Raw genomic sequence first — 18,995 nt, forward strand, 5'->3', positions numbered from 1 at the left:
CATGAAATCCCATCGTCCGCTTTCCGCTCTTTCAGCCTTGCATCAGCGCGTCGTCTGGAGCGAGGGCATGTTCCTGCGCCCGCACCACTTCCAGCAGATGGAGCGTTACTTCGAGCACTATGTGCAGGCGCGCTGCGCACCGCTGCAAGGCTTTCATTGGGGCTGGCAGCAGCTGGAGCTGGATCGGGCCGCCCTGGCGCTTGGCAAAATCGCGCTGGTTGCCGGGCAAGGCGTCATGCCGGACGGGACACCGTTTGCGTTCGATGCCAGCACCATGCCGGCTGCGCTGGATATCGGCGTTGATTTGAAAGACGAGCTGATCGTGCTGGCGCTGCCACTCTGGCGTGCCGGTGCGGATGAAATCAGCTGGCAAGCCACGCCGGATGCCGGCTGGACCCGCTACGCCGTCAACGATTTCGAAATCGAAGATGCCAATAGCATGGCCTATGGCCCGGCCGTGCTGCAGATCGGCAGGCTTGACCTGCGCCTGATGCCTGCGTCATCGCTCAATGGCGATTGGCAGTCCATCGGCGTGGTTCGTGTGCTGGATCGTCGCAACGACGGGCAAGTGCTGCTGGATGAACATTACATCCCGCCGCTGCTGGCCGGCACGCGCCACCCGGTGCTGCGCAGCTATCTGGATGAGTTGCACGGCCTGCTGGGCCAGCGCGGTGATGCACTGGCCGAACGGCTGTCGGCCCCCGGCCGGGGCGGCGTGGCCGAAGTGGCGGATTTCCTGCTGCTTGAGCTGGTCAACCGCTACACCGCCGTTACTTGGCAAGCACGACAAGCTGCCGTGCTGCACCCGATGCAGCTGTTTGGCGACTGGCTCAAGCTTGCCTGTGATCTGGCTACCTATACGGCGGAAAAGCGCCGCCCGCTCGTCTTGCCCGACTATCAGCACGATGCGTTGGCCAGCACCTTTATCCCCTTGATGGTCGAACTGCGCCGCTCCCTGTCCAGCGTGCTCGAGCAGAATGCCATCCCGATTGATCTGCAGGATCGTGGTAACGGCGTGCGCGTGGCGCAAATCCCGTCGCTCGACCTGTTGCAGCAAGCGGGATTTGTGCTGGCGGTCAACGCCGACATGCCGGCCGAATTGCTGCGCACGCGTTTTCCGGCCCAGCTCAAGATGGGCGCGGTCGAGCGCATCCGCGATCTGGTGCTGCTACAACTGCCCGGCATCAGTTTGCGCCTGCTACCAGTGGCACCACGCCAGTTGCCCTATCACGCCGGTTTCAGCTACTTCGAGCTGGAAAAGAGCGGCGAGTACTGGAAACAGCTGGAAAAATCAGGCGGTCTGGCGCTGCACGTGGCCGGTGAATTCCCCTGCCTGACGATGGAATTCTGGGCGATACGCGCATGAGCACCGGTACCCTCCTCGACCCGGCCCACCCGCTGGGCAACGGTTTTGTTCCACCCAACCCGGGCGGCAGAGCCGAAGCCAGCATGCCGCCGGTGGCCGCACCGCCGGTGCAGCGCATCATCAGCGGCAGCAACCCGCTGGTGGCTGCAGCCAACCCGCTGCTCAATCTGGTGCCACAGATACGTGCCACTGTACATCACGCTGATCCTGCACGCCTGCGCGCGCAGTTGCTGGACGAGCTGCGCCAGTTCGAGCTGCGCGCCCGAGAAAGCGGCGTGCCGACAGAAACCATCATCGGGGCACGCTACTGCCTGTGCACCACGCTGGATGAAGCGGCCACGCTGACGCCATGGGGCGGCGCGGGCATCTGGTCCGCACATAGCTTGCTGGTGACGTTCCACAACGAAACCTGGGGCGGGGAGAAATTCTTCCAGCTGCTGGCACGCCTGTCTCAGCAGCCGCAACAGCATATCGATTTACTGGAACTGCAGTATTTCTGCCTGATGCTGGGCTTCGAGGGGCGCTACCGCGTGCTCGACCACGGCCGCTCGCAGCTCGATGCGCTCAAGCAGCGCCTGCTGCAGATGATACAAAGCACGCGCGGCGAATATGCGCGCCCGCTCTCTGCACACTGGCGCGACGACACCGTGGCGCCGCCGACGGTGCAACGGGCCTTGCCGGTCTGGGTGGTGGCGGTCTCTGCCGCACTGCTTGCGTTGCTGATCTTCACCGTACTGCAAATGCTGCTGGCCAGCCGTTCGGACGAAACATTCGCGGCCATCGACCAGCTGCGCATGCCGCGCGTGCTCAGCGTCGCCCCGGCGGCCAAGCCGGTGATCAAACCGCGCCTGGCACAGTTTCTGGAGCCGGAAATCCGCGCCGGGCTGGTCACCGTGCGCGAAGACGCCGACCGCAGCATTGTGACCTTGCGTGGCGATGGCCTGTTCGATTCCGGCGCAGCAACGGTGATCGAGCGCTACCAGCCGCTGCTGGCGCGTATCGGCGACGCGCTCAATACCGTCGAAGGGGCTGTCGTGGTCACCGGCTATACCGATGACGTGCCGACACGCGGGCTGCGCTTTGCGTCCAATTGGGAGCTGTCGCAGGCACGCGCGGATACCGTCAAGGCACAGGTACTGGCACGGTTGAGCAATGCGTCGCGTGTCCGTGCTGAAGGGCGTGGCTCGGCCGACCCATTGGCCCCCAACGATAGCGCCGCCAATCGTGCCCGCAACCGCCGGGTAGACATCACCCTGCTCGTCCAGCCAGGCCAAATGGCAGTGGAGGCCAAGCCATGAGCGGCATCATGAATTTCTTCTCCCGCGCGCTGGGGCTGATCTTCAGCCGCCACCTGTGGGTATTGCTGGGGCTGATCCTGCTGGCCTGTCTGATCTGGCTTGTTGGCCCGCTGGTCGCCATTGGGCGTTTTCATCCGCTGGAAAGCGCGCTGGTGCGCTGGCTGCTGATCGGGCTGATTTTCACCATCTGGCTGGCCCGGGTGCTGTACCGCACCTGGCGCGCAGCCCAGCTCAATGCGCAATTGCTGAACCAGATTCGCACTCCCGGTCCGCGTGCCAATGCCGCAGAAGCAGTAGTCAACCCGCATCTGGAAGAGCTGCGCGGCCGTTTTGATGAAGCCGCAGAACGGCTGAAGACCGCACAGTTCCGGCCGCAGGGCGGCACCGGTCTGGCCCGCTGGCTGGATCGCTTCTCGCCGCAGTATTTGTATCAACTGCCTTGGTACGTCTTTATCGGCGCGCCCGGTTCGGGCAAGACCACGGCGCTGGTCAATGCCGGTCTGGATTTCCCGCTGGCCGAACAATTCGGCAAGGCCGCAGTGCGGGGGGTGGGTGGCACGCGCAACTGCGATTGGTGGTTCACCAATGAGGCAGTGCTGATTGACACCGCCGGCCGCTACACCATGCAGGAAAGCAACCGCGAGCAGGATCAGGGCGAGTGGCAGGGTTTTGTCGATCTGCTGAAAAAGTACCGCGCCCGCCAGCCCATCAACGGCGCCATCCTCACCATCAGCATGGCCGACCTGCTTGGCGCGGGCGAGCAGGAACGCACCCAGCACGCGCTGACGCTACGCAAACGCCTGCAAGAGCTCCGTACGCAGCTGGGTATCCAGTTTCCGGTCTATGTGCTGGTAACCAAGGTCGATCTGCTGGCCGGTTTTACCGAGTATTTCAACCAGCTGGGCCGCGAAGAGCGCGCACAGGTCTGGGGCATGACCTTTCCGCTGGCGGCGGTGCAGGCAGGCAATTTCGATTTCAAGCAGGTATTCGCCACCGAATATGCACAACTGCTGGCACGCCTGTATGCCGGCCTGCCCGAGCAGATGCTGGCCGAGTTGGACCCGCGCCAGCGTGAACTGGCTTATCTGCTGCCGCAAGAGTTCGCTGGCGTGCAAGCGCTGCTGGCGCAGTTTCTCGAGCAGGTGTTCAGCGAATCCAGGTTTGAAGCCAGTGCGCTGCTGCGTGGTGTCTATTTCACCAGTGGCACGCAGGAAGGCACCGTTTTTGACCGCGTCATGGGCGGGCTGAAGCGCTTCCTGCAAGTCGATAGCCAGCAGCGCCCGCAGCAGTTGGGCGAACCGGGTCGCAGCTTCTTCCTGCGCAGCCTGATGCAGGACGTGATTTTCAAGGAGGCCGGCATTGCCGGCAGCAACGAGCGCTGGCAGCGCAAGCAATCCTGGCTGCGCCGTGCCGGTTATGTGGCCGTTGGCGTGGGCATGCTGGTGCTAACGCTGGGCTGGGTAGCCAGCTATCACAACAACCAGCGCTATGTGGCCGAGGTGGCCGCCCGCTTGCCTGGCGTGGCGGCGCAGATCAGCAACGTCAAACTGGGTGACCGCGCCCAAGTTACCGAAGTGATGCCAACGCTGGACAAGCTGCGCGCGCTGCCGGTCAGCACCGAGTTCAATATCGACAGCCCGCCGCTGAGCTACCGGCTGGGCCTGTTCCAGGGTGACAAGCTGCGCGCAGCAGCAGATGGCGCCTATGACCGCGCGCTGGAAGACACCTTGCTGCCACTGCTGGCGCGGCGACTGGAGGATGGCCTGCGCAACGCGCCACAGAACGACATCGAGTTCGAATACAGCACGCTCAAGGCCTATCTGATGCTGTATGACGCTGCGCACTACGATGCGGCGTTCCTGGAGGCCTGGCTGTCGCTGGATATCGAGCGCAGCCTCGGCCGCGACGTGACCCGTGCGCAGCGCGAGGTGCTGTCGCAGCACCTGAAGCGCCTGTTCAGCGGTCGTGCCGTCAGCTCGCCCTATGCGCGTGATGATGCGTTGGTGGCGCAAGTGCGCGAGCGGCTGCAGAAACATACGCTGGCCGAGCGCATCTACAGCGGCATGAAGCGCGCGCTGCGCCGCGATGACAGGCTGGTTGAATTCAACGCCGCCGATGCGGTTGGTCCGCAAGCTCCCCTGGTGTTCCAGCGCGCCAGTGGGGCCAGCCTGAATAACGGTGTGCCGGGTATCTTCAGCTACAAGGGCTATTGGGATGTCTTTGCCCCGCGCGTGGACGAAACCGTCGCGCGTCGTGGGCTCGAAGAAGCCTGGGTACTGGCGCCGCGCCAGCCCGAGGTGGCCAGCCCGGAGGCGATTGCCAACTGGTCGCGCGAGGTCAAACGCCTCTACTTCACCGACTATATCGCCGCGTGGGAAGGCTATCTGGCCGACATGCGCCTGCGCAGCGGCAAGGATCTGGCGCAGAACATCCAGATTGCCCGCACCCTGTCAGCAGCCGACTCCCCGCTGGTGCGCTTCATGACCGCTGCCTCGCGTGAAACCACGCTGGTGCGCGACAAGGACGATGACGACCGTACACTGATCGATCAGGCCAAGGACAAGGTCAGCGATACGCGCGCCTCGCTGGAAGACGTGTTCGGCAAGCCCGATTCGGCCGACAAGGCGGGCAGTGGCAAGCCTGGCGACAAGCAGGAATTGCTGGTCGACCAGCGCTTTGCCGGCCTGCGCCAGTTCACCCGCCCCGGAGAAAAGGGCGCTCCAGCGCCGATTGCCGGCGTGCGCGATACATTGAACGAGCTGTATACCTTCCTTACCGCGACCGATGCCGCGCTGCGCGGCGGCAATGCCCCGCCCTCCGACGAGGTGCTGAGCAAGATCCGTGCGGAGGCTGGCCGTTTGCCCGAGCCGTTCCGCAACATGCTGGGCGATCTGGCCAATGCCTCCAACGGAAATGTGGCCCATGTGGTGCAACAGCAGCTCGGACAGGATGCCTCGGCCAACATCGGTGATTTTTGCCATCAGGCTGCAGATGGCCGCTACCCGCTGGCCCGTGGTTCGGCGCGGGACATGGCGCCCGGCGACTTCGCCCAGCTGTTTGCCCCGGCCGGGATGATGGACGACTTCTTCCAGAAACATCTGGCCACCCAGGTCGACACGGCCGCGCGGCCATGGCGCTTCAAGGGCGAAAACGGTGCCCGTGCCAATTTCCTTGCCGCCTTCGAGCGGGCTGCCGTCATCCGCGATGTGTATTTCTCCGGCGGTTCCCGTACCCCCTCGGTGCGGGTCGAGATCAAGCCGGTTCAGATGGACGCCAATATCAGCCAGATCGTGCTGGATATCGATGGCCAGATCGTCCGCTACGCCCATGGGCCGCAGGTCGGCACCCAGGTGCAATGGCCCGGCACGCGCGGCAGCAACCAGATCCGCGTGCAGACCACCGGTGCCAGCGGCAATAGCGGCGGCTTTGTGACCGAAGGCCCTTGGGCCATGCACCGCATGTTTGATCGTGCCGTGCTCACACCTGGGCGCGTGCCGGAACAGATGATCGCCACGTTTGACATCGGCGGCAGCAAGGTGGCCTTCGAAGTTACGGCGAGTAGCGTGCGCAGCCCATTCCATCTGACGCAGCTCGAATCCTTCTCGTGCCCGGGGCGTTCATGAACGTAGCCGCGCATATGCTGGCCGCGCCCACGATAGGCTGGTACGGCAAGATCCCGTCCGCTGGCGATTTCGTTGCCCGGCAACTGCCCTACGTGCTGACGCGCGCCTGGGAGCACTGGATGCTGGGCGGGCTGACCGCGCTGCAACAGATCAGCGATGACATGCTGCCACGCCACTATGCGGTGGCGCCGGTCTGGAATTTCCTGATCCCGGCCGGACTGGGCTTCGATGGCGTGCTGCTGGGTGCGCTGGCGCCCAGCTGTGATCGCGTCGGCCGTTATTTTCCCCTAGCTGCCGTGCTGTCACTGCCTGCGACCGGCTTTGACGCTGCGCAGCTGGAGCGGGCGGGGCCGCTTTACCGACAACTGGGCGAATCCATTCTGGCGGCCATACGCCATGGCCATTCGCCGGAACAGCTGGACAGCATGTTGCAGTCTGCCCCGGCGCGCTGGGCCAGCTCGGCCGCTCCGCTCGCCAGCAATGACATCCTCGCCGTCCTGAACAGCGGCGACACCGCTGGCCAGGGCTTGGCTTGGCCCGGCATTTCGCTCTATTTCGAGCCGGCCGGCATGACCAGCTTCTGGTGGACCAATCAAAGCGATGGCTCGCCGCTGCAAACCTATGCGCATACCGGCCAGATGACCAACGCATTGTTCGCCCGCCTGTTCGGGCCTCAGCAGGGATATCTATCGTGAATCTGGATACCGTTCTGGACCCCGGCCAAACGCAAAACAGCAATGCGCAGCCGTTGCCCGTCGGCCACCGCATGGGCGAGCTGGAGCTGACCGGCATCCTGGGCATAGGCGGCTTCGGCATTGTTTACCGTGCCTTCGATCACGCCTTGCAGCGTGTGGTGGCGGTCAAGGAATACATGCCCAGCATGCTGGCGGTGCGCGGCAGCGATCTGACTGTGACATTGCGCAGCGAGCGGTTCTCGGCCACTTTCCTCGCCGGGCAAGCCGGCTTCATCAACGAAGCACGCCTGCTGGCGCAGTTTGATCACCCGGGGCTGATCAAGGTACTGCGCTTCTGGGAAGACCACGGCACGGCCTATATGGCCACGCCGTTCTATGAGGGGCAAACGCTCAAGCAGCGCCTGAGCGGTGGCCGTGCGTTGCCCGAGTCTGAAATCATGCGCCTGATGGCAGCGCTGCTGGGCGCGCTGGAAACGCTGCATCGTGCGCAGTGCTTCCATCGCGACATCGCGCTCGACAACATCCTGATCCAGCCCGATGGCCGTCCGGTGCTGCTGGATTTCGGCGCCGCACGCAAACTGATCGGCGATCTGGTGGACGACAGCGCGGTCATGCTCAAGTCCGGTTATGCCCCCATCGAGCAATACACCGACGACCCAGCCTTCCGCCAGGGACCGTGGACCGATCTGTATGCCTTGGGGGCCGTGATTCACGTGCTGGTATGCGGCGAGCTGCCGCATGCGGCCGTCGTGCGCAGCATTCAGGATCGTTACGTGCCGCTGGCTCGGCGTGCCCTCAGTTACAGCCCGCGCTTGTTGCATGCGGCCGATCAGGCCCTGCAGCTGCGCGTGGTGGATCGCCCACAATCAGTGGCCGAATTCGCCGTGCTGCTGGGTTTGCAGTCCACAGCGCCGGGGCAGTACAGCGTGCCCGAAAGCGGCACCCCGCCCTTGCCAGTCGTTGCGGAAGCAGCGCCTGTCCTGGTCGAGGTGGCAATGCCGGTGGTCGCGGTACCAGCAGCCGACAGCCTGCCAGTAGCAGCTGCCGCTGAACTGGGCGCGGCGCTGGTTGCGGAGACCGAACCAGCCGCAGAGGCTAGCGCGAATGTGCAAGCGCTGGCATCGCACGCAGAAGCCGCCCCTTCCGTGGCTGCTGCGCTGGCGCAGCACCTGGCTACAGAGCCGCCTGAACCCGGCGTGCACGCCGCACCCGGCGACCTGCCTGCCGCCACACCGTTGAACCTCGACGATGTATTGCTTGCTCCCGCCGACTCGCCCGAAGTCGCAGATGCCGTGCCGCAGTCCGCACCCGTCGCGGCGGAAGCGGTGGCAACAGGGCCCGCAATTGAGCCAGCTAGCCCAAACGAGGCCCCTGCTCCGGCAAAGCCCAGGCGTGGCAAACGCCCTTGGTTGCTCATTGCCGGCGCGACAGTTCTTGTGCTGGCTGGCGGGCTGGGCTGGTGGCTATTGCCGGCTGCCGCACCCAAGCTGGAAACCGCAGCTCAACCGGTAGCAGCGACTGCCGTACCACAAGCTGCCCCGGCCCCGACCGAGGCCCCGGTGCCGACGGTAGTGCCGCCCGCCGCTGCCAGCGAGCCGGCCAGTGCCGCCGCAGTGGTCGCCCCGGTAGCAGAAGTACCTACCGTCGTCCCCACCCAACCGGACTTCGAAGCCCGCGACTGGGCACAGGCACGCAAGCGCAACAGCGCCGAGGCCTATCAGCGCTATCTGCAGCAATACATCGACGGCAAGCACGAAACCGAAGCCCGCAAGTTGCTGGCTGCCGCGGTCCAGCGCGAAAGCGCCGTGCCGACCACTGCCCCAGCCACCGGCACGGATGCAGCCGCGACGACGTCTGTAGCTGCGGGCCGGGCTGTTGCGGTGAAGTTGCGCATCTCGCCATGGGGCGAGGTGTACGTCGGTGGCAGCAAGCGCGGCGTGAGCCCGCCGCTCAAGTCGCTCTCGCTGGCCCCCGGCAGCTACGACATCGAAGTACGCAACGGCAGCCTGACGCCGTGGCGCACCAAGCTGGTGATTGCGCCAGGCGCGACCAATGCCGAAATCGCCCACAGTTTTGAATGAGCCCAACCATGACGCAGCCCGTATCCGCTTTGATCACCTCGCTGCTGGCGCCAGTCAGCGACGCCCTGCCCGCCGGGGCGGACCTGGAATACAGCAGCGAATTCCTGCGCCTGAACAAAGCCGCCCAGCCCAAGCCGGAGCAGCAATACGGCAGCACCGTGATTCCAGCCGAGCCGGCAGACTGGGGCGAAGTCGCCCAGCTGGCGGAGCAACTGCTCGGGCAAAGCAAGGATTTGCGCATTGCCAGCTTGCTGACCCAGGCATGGACCGAACAGCGTGGCCTGGCCGGCTTGAGCGATGGTTTGCAACTGGTGCAGGGCTTGCTCGACCAGTATTGGGACGCCCTCCACCCTCGGCTGGAAGACGATGGCGAATACGATCCGCTGCCGCGCCACAATGCGCTGGCCCGGCTGTTCGATGGCCAGGGCTGCCTGCTGGCGCTGCGTGCCAGCCCGCTTGCCGCCGCCAGCGGCCTGCTGCTGCGCGAAATCGATCAATTGCTCGACGGGGTGACGCCGGATCGGCTGGAGTACCCGGGTGGGCGTGATCGCCTGCGGGGTGAGTTGACCCGTGCCTGGCACGCCGGCGAACCGCAGTTGCAATCGCTGCCCGTCGCCCGGCAGTCGCTGGCCCATATCGTGCACAGCGTGCATACGCACCTGGGCGATGACTGGCGCCCCGACGCTGCTGCGCTGGAAAAACTACTGGCCCGTCTGTACGAAGCAGCCGCCGGCAGCAGCACCCAGCCCCCCGCTGCCGAGGATGATGTCGCCACAGTGTCGGCCGATATGACCGGCCCGGCCCCGGCCCACGGCATCACCGACTGGCATGCCATGGAAGTGCGCAGCCGCGAAGACATTAACGTGGTGCTGGAAAAGGTCTGCCTGTATCTGGATCGCTACGAGCCCAGTCACCCGGCCCCCATCCTGCTGCGCCGTGCACAGCGGCTGATGCAGATGGGCTTCTACGACATCCTGCGCGATATCGCGCCCGACAGCCTGCCACAGGTGGATGTCTTTATCGGCAGGCCGCTGTGATGCCGCGATGTTTCCCTCACGCGCACAGCGCCATGCCCCTTCTTCATCGCCCTACCCGTTTTCATCAGGAGCCTGATCATGGCTGATCTCCGTGCCGCTGGCAGCGGTCAAAAATTCGTCGCCCGCAACCGCGCACCGCGTGTGCAGATCGAGTACGACGTCGAAATCTATGGCGCAGACAGCAAGGTGCAGCTGCCCTTCGTCATGGGCGTGCTGGCCGACCTCGCCGGCAAGCAACTCGAACCCTTGCCCGATCTGGCCGAGCGCAAGTTCATGGAAGTGGACATCGACAACTTCGATGAACGCATGAAATCGCTCAAACCGCGCGCGGCCTTTCAGGTCAACAACACGCTGACCGGCGAAGGGCTGCTGCACGTGGACCTGAATTTCGAGCGGCTGGACGATTTTTCGCCTGCGCAAGTGGCGCGCAACATCGGCGCGCTGGACAACCTGCTGGCCGCCCGCACCGAGCTGGCCAATCTGCTCACCTATATGGACGGCAAGAACGGCGCGGAGGAGCTGGTGGCACAAATCCTCAGGAAGCCGGATGTGCTCAAGACCCTGGCCGCGCAAGGCCCGCAATCACCCGCGCTGATCAAGCAACTGGCCGAAGCCGGCAAATACGGAGAATGAGATGAATCCTGCCGAAACCTTGCAGGCGCCAGAGGCGCACGAACAGATCAACACGGAACGGATCGACAGCGAATTCGCCAGGCTGCTGCAGAAAGAGTTCCGCCCCAAGTCCGATCAGGCCCGCAATGCAGTGGAAAGCGCGGTGCAGACCCTGGCGCTGCAGGCGCTTGATCACAGCGTCACCATTTCGTCGGATGCCTATGGCGCCATCCAGGCCATCATTGCCGAGATCGACCGCAAACTGTCCGAGCAGGTCAACCTGGTGCTGCACCACCCGGATTTCCAGCAGCTGGAAGGGGCCTGGCGCGGCCTGCATTACCTGGTCAGCAATACCGAAACGGATGAGCTGCTGAAAATCCGCGTCATGCCCATTTCCAAGAAAGAGCTGGCCCGCAATCTCAAACGCCACAAGGGCATGGGCTGGGACCAAAGCCCGCTCTTCAAGAAAATCTACGAAGAAGAATACGGCCAGTTCGGCGGTGCGCCCTTCGGCTGCCTGGTGGGGGACTTCCAGTTCGACCACAGCCCGCCCGATGTGGAAATGCTGGGCGAGATCGCCCGCATCTCCGCCGCCGCGCACTGCCCTTTCATCGCAGCGGCAGACCCGGCTGTGATGCAGATGGAGTCATGGCAAGAGCTGGCCAACCCGCGTGATCTGACCAAGATTTTCCAGAATACCGAATACGCTGCGTGGCGTAGCTTGCGTGAATCCGAAGATGCACGCTATTTGGGCCTGACCTTGCCACGTTTCCTGGCCCGCCTGCCCTATGGCGCCCGCACCAACCCGGTGGACGAGTTCGATTTCGAAGAAGAAACCGACAGCGCCAGCCATGACCGCTACACCTGGGCCAATTCGGCCTATGCGATGGCGGTCAACATCAATCGCTCGTTCAAGCTCTATGGCTGGTGCTCGTCGATACGCGGTGTGGAATCGGGTGGCTCGGTCAGCAACCTGCCCTGCCATACCTTCCCGTCCGACGATGGCGGCGTGGACATGAAGTGCCCGACCGAAATCGCCATTTCGGATCGCCGCGAGGCCGAGCTGGCCAAGAACGGCTTCATGCCGCTGATCCATCGCAAGAACACCGATTTTGCTGCCTTCATCGGTGCGCAATCGCTGCAGCAGCCCACCGAATACACCGATGCGGATGCCACCGCCAACGCGAGGCTCTCGGCCCGCCTGCCCTATCTGTTTGCCTGCTGCCGCTTTGCGCATTACCTCAAGTGCATCGTGCGCGACAAGATCGGCTCGTTCCACGAGCGTGCCGACATGGAGCGCTGGCTGAACAACTGGATCATGAGCTACGTCGATGGCGATCCGGCCAACTCCTCGCAGGACACCAAGGCGCGCAAGCCGCTGGCGGCAGCGGAAATCCACGTCGAAGAGCAGGAAGACAACCCCGGTTACTACGCGGCCAAGTTTTTCCTGCGCCCGCATTACCAGTTGGAGGGGCTCACGGTTTCCCTGCGTCTGGTTTCGAAGTTGCCGTCGCTCAAGAAAGCCGACGGTTAAACACTGGCAATTCCCCTCCCCATCAGCTTCAGGAGTAAGCAGAAATGGCAGCAGCAATGTTCATGAAAGTAGAAGGCACCAGCGGCGAATCGAAAGACAGCAAGCACAAGGGCTGGAGCGATATCCAGTCGTTCTCGTGGGGCGCCAGCCAGCCGGGCACTATGTCGTCGGGTGGTGGCGGCAGCAGCGGCAAGGCCAGCTTCAATGACCTGTTCGTGACCGCCTTCATGGATAAATCCACCCCGGCCATCATCAAGTATTGCGCTACCGGCAAGCATCTGGACAAGGTCGAGCTGTCCGCCTGCAAGTCGGGTGGCGATCAGATGGAATTCGCCAAGATCACGCTGGAAGAAGTGCTGGTGACTTCCGCCCAGGTCAAGGGCACTGACCCGAACGACGGCCACGAGCGTCTGGTGATGAGCTACGGCTTCCAGGCTGCGCGCGTGCGCAAGCAGTACTGGGAACAGACCGACCAGGGTGGCCAGGGCGCGGAAATCACCGTGGCCTGGAACATCAAGGAAAACAAGGAAATGTAATTGGCTGTGGCGGGCCGCCACGGCCCGCCTTTTCTTGCCGGCGATCCAGCCGGCCATTGGTGACCATGCGTGCCTGATCCATCCAAGTTCTTACATGGCAAGCCTGCCCGGCAAGGCGAGGCCGACCGCCTGCGCCCCGCGCTGCTCGATCGCTTGACCGACAACGAGCCGCTGCAACGCAACGAAAGCCGCATGCCCGGCATGCACCATGGCGCGTTGCGCGCTACCGTGCTGCGTGACTTGTCGTGGTTGCTCAATACCACCAGCCTGGCTGCGGATGTCGATCTTGCATCGTTTCCCGCCGTATCTCGCTCAGTGCTCAATTTTGGCGTCTTGCCGCTGGCCGGCAAGCGCATCTCGCAACTCGACAGCCAGGAACTGGCAGCCGGGTTGCGGCAAGCCATTCTGCAGTTTGAACCGCGCCTGCTGCCGGACAGCGTAGAGGTCATTTGCATCAGCGCGCTGGACGCATTGTCGCAGCGCAACGAAATGGCCTTTGAAATCCGCGGCCTGCTGTGGTCTGTGCCCTACCCGCTGGAATTCCTGGCGCGCTCCAGTCTCGATCTTGAAACCGGCCACACCACGCTGGTCGACTTGGCGGGGCAATGATGGACGCGCGCCTGCTTGATTATTACAACCGTGAACTGGGCTACCTGCGCGAGCTGGGTGCCGAGTTTGCCGAACGCTATCCCAAGGTGGCTGGCCGCCTGGGCATGCAGGGCATTGATGTTGCCGACCCCTATGTGGAACGGCTGCTGGAAGGCTTCAGCTTTTTGACTGCGCGCATCCAGCTGAAAATGGATGCCGAATTCCCGCGCTTTACCCAGCGTTTGCTGGCAGTGGTCTATCCCAATTATCTGGCACCCACGCCTGCCATGGCCGTGGTCAAGCTGGAAGCCAATCTGAACGAAGGCAATCTGGCCAACGGCTTTACCCTGCCAGCTGGCAGCGCACTGCGTGCCAATCTGGCCAAGGGCGAGCAGACTGCCTGCGAATTCCGCACTGGCCACGCCGTCACGCTGTGGCCGCTGGCTATCGACACCGTACGTTTGGGCCCACCACCTGCCGACCTGCCCCCCGGCCCGCATCGTGCCCGGGCACGCTCTGCATTGCGGATAAAACTGAACATCACTGCCGGCCAGCGCTGCGCATCGTTGCCGCTGGATCAACTGGTGTTCTACCTTGCTGGCCAGGAGCAACGTGCGCTGAAACTGCTTGAGCTGGTGGCTGGCCATACCGTCGCAGTCCTGTGTCGCGATGCGAGCGATGGCAGCTGGGGGCAACAGGTTCTGGATGGCTCCGCCGTGCAGCATGAAGGCTTTGCCGCCGATCAGTCATTGCTACCCAATGACGGGCGGACTTTTCAAGGCTATCGACTGCTGCAGGAATACTTCGCCTGCCCGGCGCGTTTCCTGTTTTTCAGCGTCAACCGGCTGCAACAGGCGCTGCGGGGCCTGAGCGGGACTCAGTTCGAGCTGGTCTTGTTGCTGGATCAGGATGACGCTGCGCTGGAGCGCACGCTGGACAACGCCGATCTGGCGCTGAACTGCACGCCGGTGATCAATCTGTTTCCCAAGCGGGCTGACCGCGTGCTGGTCACGCCGCAGCGGCACGAGTTCCATCTGGTGGTTGATCGCACCAAGCCGCTGGATTACGAGGTGCACAGCGTCACCCGCATGATCGGCCATGCCGGTGGCGACAGCGCCGAGCGCGAATTCCGCCCCTTCTATGCCTCGTTCGGTGCGGATGAGCATGACTACGGTGCCTATTACGCGCTGCGCCGCGAGTCCCGACTGGTGTCCGAGCCGGCGCGCCGCCACGGCAGCCGCACTGCGTACACCGGCAGCGAGGTCTACATCTCGCTGGTCGATCGGCACGATGCGCCGTTCAGCGGCAATCTGCGTCATCTGGCGGTCGATACCTTGTGTACCAACCGCGATCTGCCCCTATTGTTGCCGCTGGGCGGCGGCAGCGATTTTTCGCTCGGTGTTTCGGCGCCGGTCGGCGCAATCAAGGTACTGCGCGCCTCAACCAAACCATATCCGCCGCTGGCAGAAGATGCACTCAGCTGGCATCTGATCAGCCATCTGGGCCTGAACTATCAAGGCTGGGCCGAGCTGGATGGGCAAGAAGGCGCGCAAGCAGTGCGGCAACTGCTCAACCTGTATGCCAGCGCAGCTGAATCCGGCGTGCTGAGACAGATCGAGAGCGTGCGCAGCGTGCAGTTCTCGCCGGTATTCCGCCGCTTGCCGGTGCCGGGCCCCGTGATGCATGGCCGGGGCGTGCGTGTGGCTGTCAGCGTGGATGAGCAGGCCTTTTCCGGCGACAGCCCTTATCTGTTTGGTGCAGTGCTGGAGCAGTTCTTTGCCCGCCATGTCGCCATCAACCAGTTTACCGAGATGACGCTGCACGGCACGCATCGCGGCCAGCTGGCGGCCTGGCCGCCCAGGCTGGGGGCAAGGCCGGTGATATGAATGCACCGCTGATGGCAGACTGGCAGCTGGATCCGGCCTGGCAGGCGCTCCGGCAGGCACCGTACGCGCATGATTTCTTTCATGTACTACGCTGGCTGGATGCCCGCGCCGGCACGACCGAGCCGATGGGGCGCGCCGCGCGCCCGCAGGATGAGCCGGTGCGGCTGGGGCAGCGTGTTTCGCTGTCGTTTGCGCCGTCCATGGTGGCAGACCTGCAGGAACAAGGCAGCCAGCCGCCGAAGCTATCCATTTATGGCTTTGGCCTGTTCGGCCCCAACGGCCCGCTGCCGCTGCACCTGACCGAATACGTGCGCGAGCGCGAGCGCATTGCCGATGACCCGACCATGGCCGCCTTTGCGGACCTGTTCCACCACCGTGCGATCCAGCTGTTTTACCGCGCTTGGGCCGATGCCCAATCCACCGTCAGCCTGGACCGCGCCGGCGAAGGCCGTTTTGACCGCTATATCGGTAGCTTGCTGGCCTTGCTGACACAAAGCGATGATGCCATCGGCAAGCGCGCACGCTACTACCATGCTGGCCATCTGGCGCGGCAAACGCGCAATCCGGAAGGCTTGCAACAGATACTGCAGAGCTATTTCGGCATCCCGGTGCAGATCCGCGAGCACGTGCCGTGCTGGGTAAAGCTGGCGCCGGATGAATCACTCGCCTTGGGCAATCACCCCAGTGCGGCACTGGGTGTCGGCTCCACGCTGGGCATCGCGGTCCGTGACGCGCAATCGCGCTTCCGGTTGGTGCTGGGCCCCATGTCCTGGGCGAGCTATTGCAGTTTCCTGCCTGGCGGCAAGCAGGTAGCCGCACTGCAACGCTGGGTGAATGACTACGTCGGGCTGGAGCTGGCCTGGGATGTCCAGCTGGTGCTCGCCGCAGACGACGTGCCGGATGGCAAGCTGAGCGCTGCCCAGCCACTGGGGCTGGGCAGCTGGCTGGGCGTGCGCCCTGCCCGGCAGGACGCTGGCGACCTGATCGTTGATTACACCCTCTCCGCCACACGACCGGCAAGGCGCGCCAGCGCCCGGCCCGAGCATGGTCATACCCACCCGATACCCCCGCAAGCAGCCGGCGTTTCGCCCCGCACCCTGGAGCCTACCCAATGAATCGCATAGTCAAAGCACACACGCCGCTGGGCGAAGACACGCTGCGCTTTCATGCCATGCATGGCACCGAAGCGCTGTCCCAACTGTTCGAATTCGACGTCGAGCTGCTGTCGGACAGCCATTCGGTCAACCTGAAAGCCCTGCTGGGCCAGCCGCTGACACTGGAAATGGCTACCGGCAACGGTGGGGCACGCTATCTGGACGGTATCGTGTCGCGCTGTGTATTGCTGGGGCGGGAAGACCTGTCATCCGACCGGCAATATCGTTACCGCGCCACGGTGCGCCCCTGGCTGTGGCTGCTGACGCAGACGCAGGACTGCAAGATTTTCCAGAACCAGAGCGTGCCGGACATCCTGCAAGCGGTGCTGGGCGAGTACGGCTTTGCCATCGAGATGCGTCTGACCGGCAGCTATCGCCAGTGGGGCTACTGCGTACAGTATCAGGAAACGGATTTCGACTTCGTCAGCCGCCTGATGGAGCACGAAGGCATCTATTACTTCTTCAGTCACCAGTTGGGCAGCCATACGCTAGTGCTGACTGATGATATCTGCACGCATGAGCCCTTCCCCGGCTACGACAGCATCCCGTTTTTCACTACCGACCGGGTTGTAGCTGCACAGGAAGAATGCATCGACAGTTATCAGGTTGCCGAGGAAATCTCGCCCGGCAGCTACGTGACTGATGACTATAACTTCACCAAGCCGCGCACCCGACTGCAGAACCAGCGCAGCAACCCGGCCGAACACCCGCATGGCCAGTATGAAATCTACGACTGGCTGGGCGGCTACAGCGATCAGGGGGAGTCGGACCATTACAGCCGCATCCGGCTGGAGGAATTGCAGGCAGCGCGCGAGCGTGACGACGGCCACGCCACCGCGCGTGGTCTGGCGCCGGGCTTCATCTTCACCCTGCGCAACTGCCCGCGTGATGAGGCCAACCGGGAGTATCTGGTGGTCAGCGTCACCTACCGCCTGAAAGAGCCGGGCTACGCCAGCAGCAACGAAACAGCCTACTACGAGTTCGATTTCGTCACCCAGCCCACCAGCCTGCCCTTCCGCCCCGGCCGCGTCACCGCCAAGCCGCGTACCAACGGCCCGCAGACTGCCGTCGTTGTCGGCCCGGCTGGCGAGGAAATCTGGACTGACCAATATGGCCGCATCAAGGTGCAGTTCCGCTGGGATCGCTACGGCGCGATGGATGAAAACAGCTCTTGCTGGGTGCGCGTATCGTCCAGCTGGGCGGGTTCTACTTTTGGCGGCATCTATATCCCGCGCATCGGGCAGGAAGTGATTGTCGATTTCATCGCCGGCGAACCAGACCGCCCCATTGTCATCGGGTGCACCTATAACGCCGACCAGATGCCACCGTTCGGCCTGCCGGCCAGCGCCACGCAAAGCGGCTTTGTCAGCCGCTCGCTCAAAGGCTCGCCGGCCAATGCCAATGCGATTCGTTTTGAAGACCAACCCGGAGCCGAAGAGCTATGGTTTCACGCCGAGCTGGATCACCGCATGACGGTGGAGCGAGACAAGCTGCACGACATCGGCCAGGACCGCACTGAAACCATTGGTCGCCATTCGGTGCAGACGGTGAAGGGCAACAAGTCCACTTCCATTCTGGAGAACTACGACCATGGCGTAGAGGGCACCAGCAGCCGGCGTGTAACCAAACAGGCCGATGAAACCTACAACGATACCTGGGCGCATACATCGGTGGGCGCCTCCACCGTATTGCGCAAGGATGCCCATGACCAGACCTACGAAAAGACCTACAACCATCGGGTAGTCGGTATTGCGGATCAGAATTACGAATCAGAAGAAAGCCGCACCAACCACAAGCTGTTTGCCCACACCGTCAAGGCAGATCACACGCACGATGTAACCGGCTCGCATATCGTGACGATAGGCCAAAACCATGATTCTACAGTGACCGGGGACCGTACTGCCACGATCGGAGGGGACCATATCAATACGGTTGAATCCAACCATACGGTCACCGTGTTTGCCAATGCCAGCCATCAAACCGGCGGTACACACTCTTTACAGGCTGGCGATGTACACATCTCGACTTCGGCAGGCGGCGGCGGCGCAGGTGGCGAATTTACCGGTGGCAAGGGTCTGTTGGGCGGTACCGGCTCGTACTCGCTCAACAGCATGAAAGTGAACGTAACTGCCTTTCTGGCTGTTGACGCCACTGCGCTGAAATTAGGTGTAACCGGGATTAATGGCAGCGCGACCGGGCTGAACATGGGTTACAACATCTTCGAAATGAAGCGCAATGCAATCGGCAAGAAAGAATACAACTTCTACAAGTCGGAAAATACGATTTTCGAAAACAAGAAGTCTGACGCCTTTAAAGATACGGGCAAGATACATCTCAACAAATACAAACTGGTCAATTTCATGGGTGGCGACATTGGCCCTTCCTTTGACAACAAGACAAAAACCACCAACGCCAGACCGACAACCAAAGCTTCCCCATTCCGCGGGCGTGGCGCAGGTGGTGGCACAGGTGGTGGCACAGGTGGTGGCACAGGTGGCGGCGCAGGTGGCGGCGCAGGTGGCGGCGCAGGTGGCGGCGCAGGTGGCGGCGCAGGTGGCGGCGCAGGTGGCGGCGCAGGTGGCGGC

Annotated in this window: 13 protein-coding genes; all 13 read left to right on the plus strand. The window is 63.3% G+C overall.

Annotation, left to right across the window (positions count from 1 at the left end; genetic code table 11):
- Position 1 precedes the first annotated feature (1 nt).
- A complete protein-coding gene (gene tssK, locus B9A19_RS19490) occupies positions 2–1,366 on the plus strand; it encodes a type VI secretion system baseplate subunit TssK (protein WP_084092831.1) in 1,365 nt (454 codons plus the stop codon).
- Positions 1,363–2,664: a DotU family type VI secretion system protein gene (locus B9A19_RS19495; RefSeq protein WP_084092832.1), complete on the plus strand. Its 1,302-nt coding sequence runs from the start codon at positions 1,363–1,365 to the stop codon at positions 2,662–2,664. The genes tssK and B9A19_RS19495 overlap by 4 nt, the downstream gene beginning before the upstream one ends.
- A complete protein-coding gene (gene tssM, locus B9A19_RS19500; RefSeq protein ID WP_084092833.1) occupies positions 2,661–6,287 on the plus strand; it encodes a type VI secretion system membrane subunit TssM in 3,627 nt (1,208 codons plus the stop codon). Before B9A19_RS19495 ends, tssM begins: the two co-directional genes overlap by 4 nt.
- Complete coding sequence (gene tagF, locus B9A19_RS19505; RefSeq protein ID WP_084092834.1) at positions 6,284–6,982, plus strand: type VI secretion system-associated protein TagF; 699 nt, start codon at positions 6,284–6,286, stop codon at positions 6,980–6,982. The genes tssM and tagF overlap by 4 nt, the downstream gene beginning before the upstream one ends.
- Entirely contained in the window at positions 6,979–9,063 is a 2,085-nt protein-coding gene (locus tag B9A19_RS19510) for a serine/threonine protein kinase (protein ID WP_217807124.1), read from the plus strand. Before tagF ends, B9A19_RS19510 begins: the two co-directional genes overlap by 4 nt.
- Positions 9,064–9,071: 8 nt before the next feature.
- On the plus strand, positions 9,072–10,100 hold the full coding sequence (tssA, locus tag B9A19_RS19515) for a type VI secretion system protein TssA (protein ID WP_084092835.1): 1,029 nt from the start codon (positions 9,072–9,074) through the stop codon (positions 10,098–10,100).
- A 78-nt stretch (positions 10,101–10,178) separates the two neighbouring features.
- A complete protein-coding gene (gene tssB, locus B9A19_RS19520) occupies positions 10,179–10,733 on the plus strand; it encodes a type VI secretion system contractile sheath small subunit (protein ID WP_084092836.1) in 555 nt (184 codons plus the stop codon).
- A 1-nt stretch (position 10,734) separates the two neighbouring features.
- Positions 10,735–12,246, plus strand: a complete 1,512-nt coding sequence (gene tssC, locus B9A19_RS19525) for a type VI secretion system contractile sheath large subunit (protein WP_084092837.1) — start codon at positions 10,735–10,737, stop codon at positions 12,244–12,246.
- A gap of 62 nt (positions 12,247–12,308) precedes the next feature.
- Positions 12,309–12,782: an Hcp family type VI secretion system effector gene (locus tag B9A19_RS19530; protein WP_245804387.1), complete on the plus strand. Its 474-nt coding sequence runs from the start codon at positions 12,309–12,311 to the stop codon at positions 12,780–12,782.
- Positions 12,783–12,851: 69 nt separating this feature from the next.
- Positions 12,852–13,391 (plus strand): type VI secretion system baseplate subunit TssE, encoded by a 540-nt coding sequence (tssE, locus tag B9A19_RS19535; RefSeq protein ID WP_084092839.1) that lies wholly within the window; start codon positions 12,852–12,854, stop codon positions 13,389–13,391.
- Complete coding sequence (gene tssF / locus B9A19_RS19540; RefSeq protein WP_217807125.1) at positions 13,388–15,256, plus strand: type VI secretion system baseplate subunit TssF; 1,869 nt, start codon at positions 13,388–13,390, stop codon at positions 15,254–15,256. Before tssE ends, tssF begins: the two co-directional genes overlap by 4 nt.
- Positions 15,253–16,371 (plus strand): type VI secretion system baseplate subunit TssG, encoded by a 1,119-nt coding sequence (gene tssG, locus B9A19_RS19545; RefSeq protein ID WP_217807126.1) that lies wholly within the window; start codon positions 15,253–15,255, stop codon positions 16,369–16,371. Before tssF ends, tssG begins: the two co-directional genes overlap by 4 nt.
- A partial coding sequence (locus B9A19_RS22835) for a type VI secretion system Vgr family protein (RefSeq protein ID WP_217807127.1) occupies positions 16,368–18,995 on the plus strand: 2,628 nt, incomplete at its 3' end. The genes tssG and B9A19_RS22835, both read left to right, overlap by 4 nt.

This window comes from Andreprevotia lacus DSM 23236 (assembly GCF_900176275.1).
Taxonomy (GTDB): domain Bacteria; phylum Pseudomonadota; class Gammaproteobacteria; order Burkholderiales; family Chitinibacteraceae; genus Andreprevotia; species Andreprevotia lacus.

Excerpts from the sequence above, each read along its gene's own strand:
- tssK (WP_084092831.1), top strand. The coding sequence starts at position 2 with ATGAAATCCCATCGTCCGCTTTCCGCTCTTTCAGCCTTGCATCAGCGC.
- B9A19_RS19495 (WP_084092832.1), top strand. The coding sequence starts at position 1,363 with ATGAGCACCGGTACCCTCCTCGACCCGGCCCACCCGCTGGGCAACGGT.
- tssM (WP_084092833.1), top strand. The coding sequence starts at position 2,661 with ATGAGCGGCATCATGAATTTCTTCTCCCGCGCGCTGGGGCTGATCTTC.
- tagF (WP_084092834.1), top strand. The coding sequence starts at position 6,284 with ATGAACGTAGCCGCGCATATGCTGGCCGCGCCCACGATAGGCTGGTAC.
- tssA (WP_084092835.1), top strand. The coding sequence starts at position 9,072 with ATGACGCAGCCCGTATCCGCTTTGATCACCTCGCTGCTGGCGCCAGTC.
- tssB (WP_084092836.1), top strand. The coding sequence starts at position 10,179 with ATGGCTGATCTCCGTGCCGCTGGCAGCGGTCAAAAATTCGTCGCCCGC.
- tssC (WP_084092837.1), top strand. The coding sequence starts at position 10,735 with ATGAATCCTGCCGAAACCTTGCAGGCGCCAGAGGCGCACGAACAGATC.
- B9A19_RS19530 (WP_245804387.1), top strand. The coding sequence starts at position 12,309 with ATGAAAGTAGAAGGCACCAGCGGCGAATCGAAAGACAGCAAGCACAAG.
- tssF (WP_217807125.1), top strand. The coding sequence starts at position 13,388 with ATGATGGACGCGCGCCTGCTTGATTATTACAACCGTGAACTGGGCTAC.
- tssG (WP_217807126.1), top strand. The coding sequence starts at position 15,253 with ATGAATGCACCGCTGATGGCAGACTGGCAGCTGGATCCGGCCTGGCAG.